The organism is Mycobacterium hainanense (assembly GCF_041890355.1).
Taxonomy (GTDB): Bacteria; Actinomycetota; Actinomycetes; order Mycobacteriales; family Mycobacteriaceae; genus Mycobacterium; species Mycobacterium hainanense.
In genome coordinates this window covers 2,843,441-2,855,626 of record NZ_CP169059.1, presented here as the reverse complement: position 1 = coordinate 2,855,626, position 12,186 = coordinate 2,843,441, and the positions used below count along the sequence as shown (strand labels likewise).

Here is a 12,186-nt window from a genome sequence, read left to right as displayed (position 1 = left end):
GCCGCGAGCACATGCGATGGTTTCCCGGCGTCGTGAGGCCGTTCGCCGGCCAGCGCGTCCAGGCGAGCGTCCGGCGGAGCCGAACCGGGGCAGCCGGACTTGCGCCGACCGCGTAGGCTCTCACGAAGCAAGCCGATGTAGACCACATTTTCTCGGTCCGTTCCGGCCCTCACGAACCACCTCACCAGGGGATTCACTGGTGCGCGTCGGTGTGGGTGAGGGTGTCGGGGGTCCGGGACCGATTGGGGCATAAGTTTTGGACACGGTACTCGGGCTATCAGTGACGCCGACCGCCATTGGATGGGTTCTCGCTGAAGGACACGGCGCGGACGGCACCATCCTGGACCACCGGGAGCTGGCCCTGGACGCCGGTCGCGGGGTGCGCGCCCTCAGTACCGCAGAGCAAGTAGCCGACGAGGTATTGCGGGTGGAAGCGCAGGCGGCCGCCAGCGATCACCGGCTGCGGGTCATCGGAGTGACCTGGAACGACGACGCGTCCGTGCAGGCGGCCCTGGTGCTGGAAGCGCTCACCGACGCGGGCCTCGACAACGTCATACCGGTCCGTGCGCTCGACGCCGTCGAGACCCTGGCGCAGGCCATCGCGCCGGTCATCGGCTACGACCAGACCGCCATCTGTCTGCTCGAACGGGAGGGGACGACCGTTGTCATGGTCGACACCCACAACGGGGAGACGCGGACGGCCACCAAGCAGGTGGGCGGCGGCCTCGACGGCCTGACACGCTGGCTGAGCGGCATGTTCGACCGCAACGGCTGGCAACCGGGCGGGGTTGTCGTCGTCGGCGCGCATGCCGACGTCGACGGTTTCTCCTGGCAGCTCGAAAAAGCCTTGCCCGTACCGGTTTTCGTGCAAACGATGGTGCAGGTAACCATCGCGCGGGGCGCGGCGCTGACCGCCGCTCGAAGCACCGAGTTCACCGACGAGCAGCTGGTGGAGCACGACAGCGTCCCCGCCGCCACGCCCGTGCCGCCGCGCAAGCTCTCGTACGCCGGCGCCGTCACCACCCTGGCCGCCGGTGTGGTCACGTTCGTCTCCTCTCTCTCGCTCGCCGTGGGTATCCAGCTGGCCCCGGCCAGCAAGCCGGCCCCTCGGCACGCGGTGCAACCGCCCACACCACAAATCGCCGAAGCCGTGGCGCCGCCCCCGGTCGTCGCGCCGCTGACCCCGCAGGCGAAGGTTCCCGCCGCAGAACCGATCTCGGAACCCGCCGCCCCCGAGGCGCCGCAGCCCGACTCCGCCAACCGGCAGCCCTACCTGACAAGGGTTCTCGAGCACATCCCGGCCGACGCCGGTGAGCCGACGGGCGACACGGCGCCGCGGGCGCCCGCGCAGCCGCAGCCTTGACGCCGGGCCGCTCAGGCGTCCTTCGCGTGAGTGGCGGTGAAGGACAACGCAACGTCGTCGGCGACCTGGACCGACCCCATCAGCACTGAGTGCGGCTTGATGCCGTAGTCGGTCTGCCGGACCGTGGACTCGGTGGACATGCGCCACTCGTCCCCGAGATCCTCTGTGCGCAGCTCGATTACGTGGTCCCGCGTCTTTCCCCGCACGGTGAGTTCCCCGCTGAGCCGGTAACCGTCGTCGGTCTTGTCGACGCCCCGTGTGACGAAGCGGATCTCGGGGAACCGGCTAGCATCCAACGATTTCAGGGCGTTGGACCGCACCACCGCTTTCTCGGGCGTGGACAGTCCCTTGACGCCGCCCTCGCCGCGCAGAACCTCCAGCGAGTCGGTCTCGACCACAAGCTCGACGGTGGCCGGTTCGGAACCGGCCCAGCTCACGGTGGCATGCCACCGGGTCATCGCGATTGCGAGTCGGTGACCCATCCGGGCGGCGCGGCCCTGGACCCCTGTGGCAAGCAGCAGTTCGCCGTTCGACGCGTCCAAGCTCCACTCGTCGGTCATAGGCCGCGGTGCGATCACATCGTCAGGACGGTGCGGTAGTGCGCGCGTCCTTGCTCCAGTGCCGCGTAGCCCTCGGCGGCCTGCGACAGTGGCAGCTCCTCGATCCACGCCCGCACCCCGGACAGGACGGCGAAATGCATCGTCTCTTCAACGTCTTTCGCCGTGCCGGAGGGATGACCGACGATGCTGATTCCGGGCCCGATGAGTTGGATGGGGCTGATCGGCAACGGTTCTGGCGTGACGCCGATGGTGACGAGCTCGCCCTGTGGCGATATCCCCCCCACTGTTGCGGCCATCGCCGCCGAGTTGCCCGCGGTCGCCAGCACGACCGCCGCCCCACCCAGAGCCTTCAGCGCTTCCGCGGGATCGGTCGCGGTCGAGTCAATGTAGTGGTGGGCGCCCAACTTCCGGGCGTCCTCCTCTTTAGCGCCGCCGCGAGCGACGGCGATGGTTTCGAAACCCATGGCCCGCGCGAACTGCACCCCGAGGTGTCCGAGCCCGCCGACACCGAGGATGGCGACCCGGTCGCCGGGCACCGCCTTCGTGTGACGCAACGCGTTGTAGGTGGTGACGCCGGCGCAGCCCATCGGCGCGGCTTCTGCGTCGGAGAGCCCTTCCGGTATGTGGGCAAGCGCGCTTCCCGGGACGGTCACCGACTCCGCGTAGCCGCCCGGATACTGGTAACTGGGGACCTTCCCGTTCTCGCAGTGAATGAAGTGGCCTTTTCGGCACTCTTCGCAGTGGTAGCAGCACCCGCCGAACCAGCCGACCGCGACGCGATCGCCGACGGCGAAACCCTCGACACCCGCGCCGAGTTCGGCGATAGTCCCGGCGATTTCGTGCCCGGGAGTCAACGGCCACGTCATGCCCGGGAAGTTACCGGCCACAAAGTGCGCGTCCGTGCCGCAGATTCCACAGGCGGTGACGGCGATCCGCGCCTCATCGCGTCCCGGTGGCTTGGTTTCGACATCGACCAGTTCCAACGGTGCGCCGGCCGACTTTACGTGAACTGCTCGATGGGTTGTCATGCAGTTGATGCTACTGTGCGGCAGTGGCTTTCGCGCCGTCAGTGTGGTAGTCCACCTGCCAATGCTTGATCCCGTTCAGCCAGCCGGACCGTAGCCGTTCGGGCTTTCCGATCGATTCCAGGTTCGGGATCCCGTCGGCGATGGCGTTGAACATCAGGTCTATGGTCATGCGCGCCAGGTTCGCTCCGATGCAGTAATGCGCCCCGGTCCCACCGAAACCCACGTGCGGATTAGGGTCGCGCAGGATGTTGAAGGTGAACGGGTCGTCGAAGACGTCCTCGTCGAAATTGGCTGAGCGGTAGACCATCACCACCCGCTGGCCCTTCTTGATCTGCACACCGGACAGTTCGTAGTCCTCGAGCGCGGTGCGTTGGAATGAGGTCACCGGCGTGGCCCACCGGACGATCTCGTCGGCCGCGGTGGCGGGGCGCTCGGACTTGAACAGCTCCCACTGATCCGGAAAGTCGGTGAAGGCCATCATGCCCTGGGTGATGGAGTTGCGGGTGGTTTCGTTGCCGGCCACGGCCAGCAGGATGACGAAGAAGCCGAACTCGTCGTCGGAGAGCTTGTGGCCATCGATGTCCGCCTGGACCAACTTGGTGACGAGGTCTTCGCCCGGATTTTTGGTCCGCTCGGCGGCCATCTGCATGCCGTACATGATGAGTTCGACGGAAGCGGTGATGGCGTCGTTGCTGGCGAACTCCGGATCCTGGTCGCCCACCATCTCGTTGGACCAGTGGAAAAGCTTCTTGCGGTCTTCCTGCGGCACGCCCATCAACCCGGCGATGGCCTGCAACGGCAACTCGCACGACACCTGCTCGACGAAGTCACCGCGCCCTTGCGCGGCCGCTTCGGCGACGATGCGCCGGGCCCGCTCGGCAAGGTCCTCGCGAAGGCGCTCGATGGCCCGAGGGGTGAATGCCCGCGAGATGATCTTGCGCAGCCGAGTGTGTTGCGGCGCATCCATGTTGAGCAGCACGAACTTGCCGCGTTCGACCTGCTCGCCGACCGTTCCGTCCTTATAACGCGGCAGCGCCGTGTTTTTCAGGCTGGAGAAGACGTCGCTGCGCAGCGAGACTTCTTTGACGTCCTTGTGCTTGGACACCACCCAGAAGCCGCCGTCATCGAATCCGCCGGCCCCGATCGGCTGCTCGTTCCACCAGATGGGCGCCGTCCGCCGCAGTTCGGCCAGTTCCTCCACCGGCAACCGCTCGGCGTGGATGTCCGGATCGGTGAAGTCGAATCCGGGAGGAAGATTGGGGACCGGTTTGGCGGTTGGCTCGACGGTTGGCATGGCCCGCTCCTCGATGACGAAGTGGTCTAGTCGTCTTTGTGCAAATAAACCATTGCCGCACCACGGTTGGGAAGCGTTGACTCAAGATCGCCGAGCACAAATTGAAACGTGTTCCTCGTTCTCGGGCCCCGCGGCCGATAAGGTCTTGTGGCCTGCGCCTCGATGGATATGCTTTGGTGCAGGTCACCGGCGACGACAGGCGGGGTGGAACATGATTCGGGTACTGCTCAGCGCCGCTTCGATAGCGGGCATCGCGATTGGCATGGCGCCGCACGCAGCGGCCGGGTACGACGGCGACGTGCCGGGCATGAACTATCAGGCGTCGTTGGGCGCGCCGTGCGACAACTACGAGCGCTTCATCTTCGGTCGAGGCACCAGCGGCCAGGCCGAGGCGTGCCATTTCCCTCCGCCGAACCAGTTCCCGGCGGCCACCACCGGGTATTGGGTCATCTCCTACCCCCTGTACGGGGTGCAGCAGGCCGGCGCGAAGTGCCCTGGACCGCAGGCGGCGGCGCAGTCTGATCGCGGGCTGCCCATGCTGTGCCTGGGGGCGCAGGGTTGGCAAGAGGGCTGGTTCACCGGGGCCGGATTCTTCCCCCCGGCGGGATGAGCGGCTGAGTCATGAACGACGGGCGGCCCGGCGAGACCCTCGTCCCGCGCTGGCTGCGGTTCGTCTTGGCGTCCGATCGTGCCGGCTCGGCGTGGTACATCGGGACGGGGTTCTTTTTCGCGCCGGTTCTCGCGGTGCTGTCGCCGTGGCCCGCCGTCACCGCCGTGCTGTGGGGGGTCATCGGGTTGGCGGGGCTGTGGCTGGGCCTGCTGGGCATCGCGATGGCCGTCGGCCTGGCCCGAATCTTGCGGTCCGGGGCCGAAATTCCGGAGGACTACTGGCGCAGCCTGGTGAACTACTAGCCCGGCGCGCCCCGGCTAGAGTCATAGCAACTGTCCTGCGACCAGAGGAGACTCGAGATGGCTTTCAACCCGAAGGATGCGGTCGACGCGGCCAGGGACATCGCGACGAACGCGGTCGAAAAGGCCTCCGACATCGTCGAACACGCCAGCGACATCATCCGCGGTGACATCTCCGGCGGCGCCAGCGGTATCGTTCAGAACTCGATCGAGATCGGTACCTACGCGGTCGACCGGACGAGGGAGATGTTCAGCGGCCGCGAGGCGCTCGACGACGACGAGGTCTAGTTCCGCGGTCAGACCGAGGCGGCCTCGTTGAGTTCGTCCAGTCGGTTGGTCGCTTCCAGATACTCCTGGACCCAGCGCTCGATGACCGTCGCCGTCTTCTCCACCTTGGTGAACTGACCGACGACCTGACCGACCGGGTTGAAGGCGACGTCCACGCTCTCGTTCGGGTACCTGTTGGTGGCCCGCACCGCCATGCCGGAGACCATATACTGCAACGGCATGCCGAGTGGCTTCGGGTTGCCCGGCTGCTCCCACGCCTCCGTCCAGTCGTTGCGCAACATGCGCGCCGGCTTGCCGGTGAACGACCGGCTGCGGACGGTGTCCCGGCTGCCCGCCTTGACGTACGCCTGCTGCTGCACCGGGGTGTTCGAGGATTCCTCGACCATCAGCCACTGCGAGCCGGTCCATGCCCCTTGCGCACCGAGCGCCAGCGCCGCCGCGATCTGCTGGCCGCTGCCGATACCGCCCGCCGCCAGCACCGGCACCGGGGCGACTTCCTTGACCACCTGCGGCCACAACACGATTGAGCCCACCTCACCGCAGTGGCCGCCGGCCTCACCGCCTTGGGCGATGATGATGTCGACGCCCGCGTCCGCGTGCTTGCGGGCCTGTGAGGGCGAGCCGCACAGCGCCGCCACCTTGAGCCCGGCTTCGTGAATGTGCTTGATCATGTCGGCCGGGGGAGTGCCCAGCGCGTTGGCGATCATCTTCACCTTCGGGTGCTTGAGTGCCACCTCGACCTGGGGCGTGGCCGTCGCCTCGGTCCACCCGAGCAGCTGCAGGCTGTCGCCGTCGCTGTCCTCGATCGGCACCCCGTGGTCGGCGAGGATCTTCTTGCCGAAGTCGAGGTGTTCCTGGGGCACCATCTTGCGCAGCGTCTCGGCGAGTTCCTCCGCCGAGAGGTGCGAGTCCATGCCCTCGTATTTGTTCGGGATGACGATGTCGACGCCGTAGGGGTGGTCACCGATGTTCTCGTCGATCCAGTTGAGTTCGATCTCCAGCTGCTCGGGCGTGAAGCCGACCGCGCCGAGGACGCCGAACCCCCCGGCCTTGCTGACCGCGACCACGACGTCACGGCAGTGCGTGAACGCGAAAATCGGAAACTCAATACCAAGCTCATCGCAGATGGCGGTGTGCATGCCTACTCCTGGGGCGCGGCCGAATTGAAACGTGTTCTAGTTTAGTACGGACTGCGTTGACGTGGCCAGCGGGTCCTGACCTGCGTTTTGTCACTACGACCCGTCGGCCCCGTCAGAATGTCGCGCTGCGCGCGACCCACAGCGCCACCAACGCAAACATGCAGCCGGCGCAGACCAGATGATCCCGGCAGATGGAGCGCGCCAGCCGCGTCTGTTCGGGCGGACCGTCCGCCCGCCGCCCCAGCCGCACCGCGTCGGGGACCGTCTGCGTCAACGCGAGCATGATCGGAAGCCCCGCGAGCATGGCCGACAGCACCAGCAGCCACCACGGCTCCGGCCCACGCGCGGACTCGTAGGTTAACGCCCCCAGCAGAATCACCATCACGACGGCGATCAGCCGCCCCATCGGGCGAGACGTGGTGGTCGCGCGACGGTAGTAAGCCGCAATGGAGGCGAGCACATCTTCCGGCAGATCCGTTGGCGCAGAACGAAACCGGAGCACCTGCACATCGAAGATCAGATCCATCCACAAGATTGCGAGCAGGAATCCGGCGCAGGCCGTGAGTAGCGAGGCCATGGCGCTCCTCCATCTCCGGCTCACTGGGAGCAGGCGTCGACGTGGACCCATTGTTTCCCAGCTCCGAATGGATTCCGCCACCCCATCTCGACCGCGGCCAGCCCCGCACCAACACCTTCCACCACCCCGAAAAGCTGACGTCGGACAACGACGAGGACGACCCGCCGTCGCGTCAACGCTATTGATCCGCTCCGCGGCCAGCGAGTAGCGTAGTGCTGCCAATTACGACACGGCACGTCGCGTAATTGGGGAGCCCCGTTCACCGAGAGGATCGGCTCGATGCGCAGCGCCTATGCCGGCGAACCCTTCACCACGTCCACCGCGGAGATTGAGGCCGCCCTCGCGGACGTCAGCATCCCGACGCTGTTGCTGTCGCTGGTGCACATCACCGGCGATCCGCGGTTCATCCGCGACTTCAAGCAGATGGGTGTCTTCCTCAACGAGATTCAGGGATTCATGTCCGAGGAGGAAAAGGCGCGGGCCCGCGCGGCGGCCCTTCCGGTTATCGTCGACTATCGGGACCGCGGTTGCCCCGAGCCAAAGCCGCTGAGCCCCGACCTCATTCGGGAGATGATGGACTGGGCGGCCTGCGAACACGTGACCGACGACTACCTGCCGCTGATCCTCGAAGAGATGGACCTTCATGGCGCCGATCCCCGTCGTCCGCATGCCCTGCCGGCCGAGAGCGCGGCGGACATCCCGGTCCTGGTCGTCGGCTGCGGAGAATCGGGCATCCTCGCGGGGATCCGGCTCAAGCAGGCCAACATTCCGTTCACCATCGTGGAGAAGAACGCCGGCCCGGGCGGAACCTGGTGGGAGAACAGCTATCCCGGGGCGCGGGTCGACGTGGCCAACCACTTCTATTGCTACAGCTTCGAACCCAACAACGACTGGACCCATTTCTTCGCCGAGCAGCACGAGCTGCAGGACTATTTCACCAAGGTCATGGCGAAGCACGACCTGGCCGAGCACGTGCTCTGGAATACCGAGGTGCTGGCCGCCGAGTGGGTTGACGCCGACGCCACCTGGAGTATCCGGCTGCGCGGCGCCGAGGGCCGGACCAGCACCGTGCGAGCGCGAGCATTGATCACCGCCGTCGGCCAGCTGAATCGGCCGAACATTCCCCCCTTCGACGGCGCCGACAGTTTCGCCGGACCTGCGTTCCACTCCGCCGCCTGGGACCACTCCGTCGACATGCGCGGCAAGCGGGTGGCCCTGATCGGCGCCGGCGCCAGCGGTTTTCAGATCGCCCCCGCCATCGCGCCGGAGGTCGAGCACCTCACCGTGTTTCAGCGGACCGCGCAGTGGATGTTCCCCAATCCGATGTATCACGACGAGGTCGGCGAGGGCATGCGGTGGGCGATGCGGCACCTGCCGTTCTACGGACGGTGGTACCGCTTCCTGGTCCTTTGGCCCGGGTCCGACAAGGGCCTGGACGCGGCGGAAAGCGACCCGGACTACGCCGACCAGGACCACGCCGTCAGCGACATCAACGCCGCCGCCCAGATGATGTTCTCCCAGTGGATCACCAGCCAGATCGGCGAAGGAGACGAGTTGCTGGGCAAGGTGATGCCCGACTATCCCGCCTGTGGCAAACGCACACTGCAGGACAACGGCAGCTGGCTGCAGACGCTGCAACGCGACAACGTCGATCTGGTGCGCACACCCATCCGGCGGATCACCCCGAGCGGCATCGTCACCGACGACGGCGAGACGCATGACGCCGACATCATCGTGTATGCCACGGGATTCCGGCACACCGATGTGTTGTGGCCGCTGAAGATCACCGGCCGCGACGGCGTCGACCTGCGTGAGATGTGGGGGAGCCGCCCGTACGCCTATCTCGGCATCACCGTCCCGAAGTTCCCGAACTTGTTCATCATCTACGGGCCCGGGACCCACCTCGCCCATGGGGGCAGCCTGATCTTCCAGTCCGAACTGCAGATGCGTTACATCGACCAGTGCCTGGCGCGACTGGCGGAGGCGGACGTGCATTCGCTGGAGCCCAAGGCCGACGCGGCCGCCGCGTGGCACGAGCGGACGCAGACCCAGATCAAGAAGATGGTGTGGGCGCACCCCGCGGTCAAACACTCCTACTTCAAGAACGCCGACGGCGAGATTCACACCGTCAGTCCGTGGCGCCTCAACGAGTACTGGGCCGCGGTGCGCGAGCCCGACTGGTCCCAATTCGTGGTGCGGCAAGGGAAGTGAGCACGACAATATGCGTACGGTAGTCGTCGACGGGCCCCACAGCATCCGGGTCGACACCCGACCCGATCCCGCCCTTCCCGGCCCCGATGGGGCGATCGTCGAGGTCACCGCCGCCGGGATCTGCGGATCCGACCTGCATTTCTACGAGGCGGATTTCCCGATGCCCGAGCCGATCGCGCTGGGGCATGAAGCGATCGGCACCGTGGTCGAGGCGGGACCGCAAGTGCGCACCGTCAAGGTGGGCGACCTCGTCATGGTGTCGTCGGTGACGGGGTGCGGCGCCTGCGCCGGATGCGCCACCCGGGATCCGGTCATGTGCCACAACGGTTTCCAGATCTTCGGCGGGGGCCTGCTCGGTGGGGCGCAGGCCGATCTGCTGGCCGTGCCCGCCGCCGACTTCCAGCTGCTGAAGATGCCGGACGCGATCAGCACCGAACAGGCGCTGCTGCTCACCGACAACCTCGCGACCGGCTGGGCGGCGGCGCAACGCGCCGACATCCCGTTCGGCGGCACCGTGGCGGTCATCGGCCTGGGAGCTGTCGGGTTGTGTTCGTTGCGCAGCGCACTGTTCCAGGGCGCCGCAACGGTTTTCGCGGTCGACCAGGTGGATGGGCGTCTCGAGCGCGCCGCCAGGTGGGGGGCAATGCCCCTCAAGGCGCCCGCGATCGGCGCCATCCTCGAGGCCACCGCGGGCCGGGGCGCGGACGCGGTGATCGACGCCGTCGCCACGGACGCGTCCCTGACCGACGCGCTCAACGCGGTGCGACCCGGCGGCACCGTCTCGGTTGTCGGTGTGCACGACATGAATCCCTTTCCGCTCAACGCCCTGGGCTGCCTGATCCGCAGCATCACCCTGCGCATGACGACCGCGCCCGTGCAGCGCACCTGGCCCGAATTGATCCCGCTGCTGCAGTCCGGGCGACTGGACGTCGACGGGATCTTTACGACGACGCTGCGGTTGGAGGAGGCGGCGAAGGGCTACGCGACCGCCGCGTCGCGGTCGGGCGACGACGTGAAGATCCTGCTGACGCCCTAGCGCTTACTGGCCGTTATGTACTGGGACCGCATGAAACTGTCGATCTTGACGTCGACGTCCGGCGGCGTCATCCCGTACCCCGCCTGGAGATCGAGCGTGTTACGGACGGGGTCGACCGACCAACCATGTGAGGCCAGCCGTTCCGCCGGGTCCGACTGTGGCTCGTAGGTCAGGGCGGAGAAGTCGACGTCGCCGGACATGTTGACGCCGGGATGGGCCGACTCCAGCTCCTCGAGCTGGTCGTGGTCCAGGCGAGAACCGAGCGCGCCGATGGCAATTCGGCTGCCGGGCGCGCTGAGTCCGCTGATCCGGGTGAAGAGCGCGTTCTGGGCCTCGTCGGTCAGGTAGGGCAGCACTCCCTCCACCGACCAGGCGCTGGGCCGCTCCACGTCGAAGCCGGCGTCCTCCAGCGCTCTGGACCAGTCGGCGCGCAGGTCGGCCGCGACCCCGACCCGGGGGGCCTTGGGTTTGGCGCCGTGCTGGGCGAGCACGTGGGCCTTGAATTCCAGCACCTTCGGCAGGTCAACCTCGAAAATCCTTGTGCCCTGGACCCATTCGAGCCGATACGCGCGGGAATCCAGCCCGGCCGCGACGATCACCGCCTGGCGGATGCCCACGGCGCCGGCCTCCACGAAGAAGTCATCGAAGAACCGCGTCTGCACACCGTAGAGGCGAGGAAAGGCCAGTTCGTCTTCGGACGTCCCCGGGTTGGCAAGCTTGGCCGCCAGATAAGGGTCTCGCGACGCTTCGATGAAAAGCTTGGCGAAGTCGTCCCGGACCAGCGGCTGCGGGCTTACCGAGTGCAGCGCCCGCCATCCGGCCACCAGCAACGCGGTGTAGCCCACGCTGCTGACGATGTCCCAATGGTCGTCGTCGGAACGGAGCGACCCAAACTCGGGCGTCGGGCTCATGGTCGCCCCTCCCATTAACAATCGGCTGCGGCAAGCGACGTCTCCAACCTACCCGTCGGTTCAGAGTTCGAGCATGACGGTGACGGGGCCGTCGTTGACCAACTCGACGCGCATGTTCGCGCCGAACACCCCGGTCTGAACCTCGGCGCCCAGCCGTTGCAGCGCGTCGGCGAACGCCGCCACCATCGGCTCGGCGACCGCACCCGGCGCGGCCGCGTTCCACGACGGGCGCCGGCCTTTGGCGGTGTCGGCGTACAGGGTGAACTGGCTGACCACCAAGATCGGCGCGTTGACGTCGGCGGCCGACCGCTCGTCGTCGAGAATCCGCAAATACCAGAGCTTTTCGGCGAGCCGGCGAGCCTTGTCGAGGTCATCGCCGTGGGTGACGCCAACGAAGGCCAGCAGGCCCTGCCCGTCCGGCCGGATGGCCCCCACCACGTCTCCGTCGACCGACACCGCCGCCGACGTCACCCGCTGCACCAGAACCCGCATGGGCCTTGATGCTGCCAGGCCGGCCGCGAACGGCTTGGGTAGGCTCGGTGGGTGTCTGTGCTCGTCGCGTTCTCCGTCACCCCGATGGGGGTGGGCGAGGGCGTCGGCGAGATCGTCGCCGAAGCGGTTCGGGTGGTCCGCGATTCCGGCCTGCCCAACCGGACGGATTCGATGTTCACCGTCATCGAGGGCGAAACCTGGGACGAGGTGATGGCGGTCGTGCAGCGCGCCGTGGAGGCCGTTGCCGCCCGAGCGCCCCGCGTCAGCACGGTGATCAAGGCGGACTGGCGGGCCGGGGTCAGCGACGCGATGACGCAGAAGGTCGCCACCGTCGAGCGTTACCTCGAAGGCACCTAGCCCCGTACGGCGTCTTGGAAC

12 protein-coding genes and 3 pseudogenes are annotated in these 12,186 nt (G+C 67.1%); 8 read left to right on the top strand and 7 right to left on the bottom strand.

Translation table 11 applies throughout. The annotated features are described in order from the left end of the window. Positions 1–256: 256 nt before the first annotated feature. Positions 257–1,363: a hypothetical protein gene (locus ACEL92_RS13360; RefSeq protein ID WP_374026003.1), complete on the top strand. Its 1,107-nt coding sequence runs from the start codon at positions 257–259 to the stop codon at positions 1,361–1,363. A gap of 11 nt (positions 1,364–1,374) precedes the next feature. Here ACEL92_RS13360 and ACEL92_RS13355 read toward each other — a convergent pair whose 3' ends face one another. The 3 genes from ACEL92_RS13355 to ACEL92_RS13345 are packed head-to-tail and all read right to left on the bottom strand — an operon-like array spanning position 1,375 to position 4,245. Continuing rightward, positions 1,375–1,923 (bottom strand): YceI family protein, encoded by a 549-nt coding sequence (locus ACEL92_RS13355; protein ID WP_374026002.1) that lies wholly within the window; start codon positions 1,921–1,923, stop codon positions 1,375–1,377. A gap of 14 nt (positions 1,924–1,937) precedes the next feature. Then, positions 1,938–2,951: an alcohol dehydrogenase catalytic domain-containing protein gene (locus tag ACEL92_RS13350; RefSeq protein ID WP_374026001.1), complete on the bottom strand. Its 1,014-nt coding sequence runs from the start codon at positions 2,949–2,951 to the stop codon at positions 1,938–1,940. Between the two features lie 10 nt (positions 2,952–2,961). Then, positions 2,962–4,245 (bottom strand): cytochrome P450, encoded by a 1,284-nt coding sequence (locus ACEL92_RS13345; RefSeq protein WP_374026000.1) that lies wholly within the window; start codon positions 4,243–4,245, stop codon positions 2,962–2,964. A 211-nt stretch (positions 4,246–4,456) separates the two neighbouring features. Here ACEL92_RS13345 and ACEL92_RS13340 point away from each other — a divergent pair, with 211 nt between their 5' ends. Genes ACEL92_RS13340 through ACEL92_RS13330 form a run of 3 tightly spaced genes read left to right on the top strand, consistent with a single transcriptional unit; the run spans position 4,457 to position 5,442 of the window. Then, positions 4,457–4,855: a hypothetical protein gene (locus tag ACEL92_RS13340; protein ID WP_374025999.1), complete on the top strand. Its 399-nt coding sequence runs from the start codon at positions 4,457–4,459 to the stop codon at positions 4,853–4,855. An 11-nt stretch (positions 4,856–4,866) separates the two neighbouring features. Continuing rightward, positions 4,867–5,157, top strand: coding sequence for a hypothetical protein (locus tag ACEL92_RS13335; RefSeq protein WP_374025998.1), 291 nt, complete (start codon positions 4,867–4,869; stop codon positions 5,155–5,157). 57 nt (positions 5,158–5,214) lie between these two features. Beyond that, entirely contained in the window at positions 5,215–5,442 is a 228-nt protein-coding gene (locus tag ACEL92_RS13330; protein ID WP_374025997.1) for a hypothetical protein, read from the top strand. Between the two features lie 8 nt (positions 5,443–5,450). Here the strand turns inward: ACEL92_RS13330 and ACEL92_RS13325 are convergent, their stop codons facing one another. Continuing rightward, positions 5,451–6,581 carry a nitronate monooxygenase gene (locus tag ACEL92_RS13325; RefSeq protein ID WP_374025996.1) on the bottom strand — a complete coding sequence of 377 codons (1,131 nt, stop codon included), beginning with the start codon at positions 6,579–6,581 and terminating at the stop codon, positions 5,451–5,453. Between the two features lie 112 nt (positions 6,582–6,693). Further along, entirely contained in the window at positions 6,694–7,158 is a 465-nt protein-coding gene (locus ACEL92_RS13320; protein ID WP_374025995.1) for a hypothetical protein, read from the bottom strand. A gap of 62 nt (positions 7,159–7,220) precedes the next feature. Between ACEL92_RS13320 and ACEL92_RS13315 the strand changes: the two are divergent. From ACEL92_RS13315 to ACEL92_RS13305, 3 genes and pseudogenes are all read left to right on the top strand, one after another. After that, positions 7,221–7,343: pseudogene (locus ACEL92_RS13315) on the top strand (hypothetical protein); the annotation flags it as partial. Between the two features lie 94 nt (positions 7,344–7,437). Beyond that, entirely contained in the window at positions 7,438–9,369 is a 1,932-nt protein-coding gene (locus ACEL92_RS13310) for a flavin-containing monooxygenase (RefSeq protein ID WP_374025994.1), read from the top strand. Between the two features lie 10 nt (positions 9,370–9,379). Beyond that, positions 9,380–10,536: pseudogene (locus ACEL92_RS13305) on the top strand (alcohol dehydrogenase catalytic domain-containing protein). Here ACEL92_RS13305 and ACEL92_RS13300 read toward each other — a convergent pair. Both ACEL92_RS13300 and dtd read right to left on the bottom strand, forming a co-directional pair. Further along, positions 10,537–11,316, bottom strand: a pseudogene (locus tag ACEL92_RS13300) (SAM-dependent methyltransferase); the annotation flags it as partial. It lies immediately after the preceding pseudogene. Between the two features lie 60 nt (positions 11,317–11,376). Then, complete coding sequence (gene dtd / locus ACEL92_RS13295; protein ID WP_374025993.1) at positions 11,377–11,808, bottom strand: D-aminoacyl-tRNA deacylase; 432 nt, start codon at positions 11,806–11,808, stop codon at positions 11,377–11,379. Between the two features lie 51 nt (positions 11,809–11,859). On the opposite strand from dtd, the gene ACEL92_RS13290 reads away from it, so the two are divergent. Then, a complete protein-coding gene (locus ACEL92_RS13290; protein ID WP_374025992.1) occupies positions 11,860–12,165 on the top strand; it encodes an MTH1187 family thiamine-binding protein in 306 nt (101 codons plus the stop codon). Positions 12,166–12,186: the final 21 nt, after the last annotated feature.

Bases quoted from the DNA above. Each gene is read 5' to 3' on its own strand.
- ACEL92_RS13355 (WP_374026002.1), bottom strand. From the start codon at position 1,923: ATGACCGACGAGTGGAGCTTGGACGCGTCGAACGGCGAACTGCTGCTT.
- ACEL92_RS13350 (WP_374026001.1), bottom strand. From the start codon at position 2,951: ATGACAACCCATCGAGCAGTTCACGTAAAGTCGGCCGGCGCACCGTTG.
- ACEL92_RS13345 (WP_374026000.1), bottom strand. From the start codon at position 4,245: ATGCCAACCGTCGAGCCAACCGCCAAACCGGTCCCCAATCTTCCTCCC.
- ACEL92_RS13340 (WP_374025999.1), top strand. From the start codon at position 4,457: ATGATTCGGGTACTGCTCAGCGCCGCTTCGATAGCGGGCATCGCGATT.
- ACEL92_RS13335 (WP_374025998.1), top strand. From the start codon at position 4,867: ATGAACGACGGGCGGCCCGGCGAGACCCTCGTCCCGCGCTGGCTGCGG.
- ACEL92_RS13330 (WP_374025997.1), top strand. From the start codon at position 5,215: ATGGCTTTCAACCCGAAGGATGCGGTCGACGCGGCCAGGGACATCGCG.
- ACEL92_RS13325 (WP_374025996.1), bottom strand. From the start codon at position 6,581: ATGCACACCGCCATCTGCGATGAGCTTGGTATTGAGTTTCCGATTTTC.
- ACEL92_RS13320 (WP_374025995.1), bottom strand. From the start codon at position 7,158: ATGGCCTCGCTACTCACGGCCTGCGCCGGATTCCTGCTCGCAATCTTG.
- ACEL92_RS13310 (WP_374025994.1), top strand. From the start codon at position 7,438: ATGCGCAGCGCCTATGCCGGCGAACCCTTCACCACGTCCACCGCGGAG.
- dtd (WP_374025993.1), bottom strand. From the start codon at position 11,808: ATGCGGGTTCTGGTGCAGCGGGTGACGTCGGCGGCGGTGTCGGTCGAC.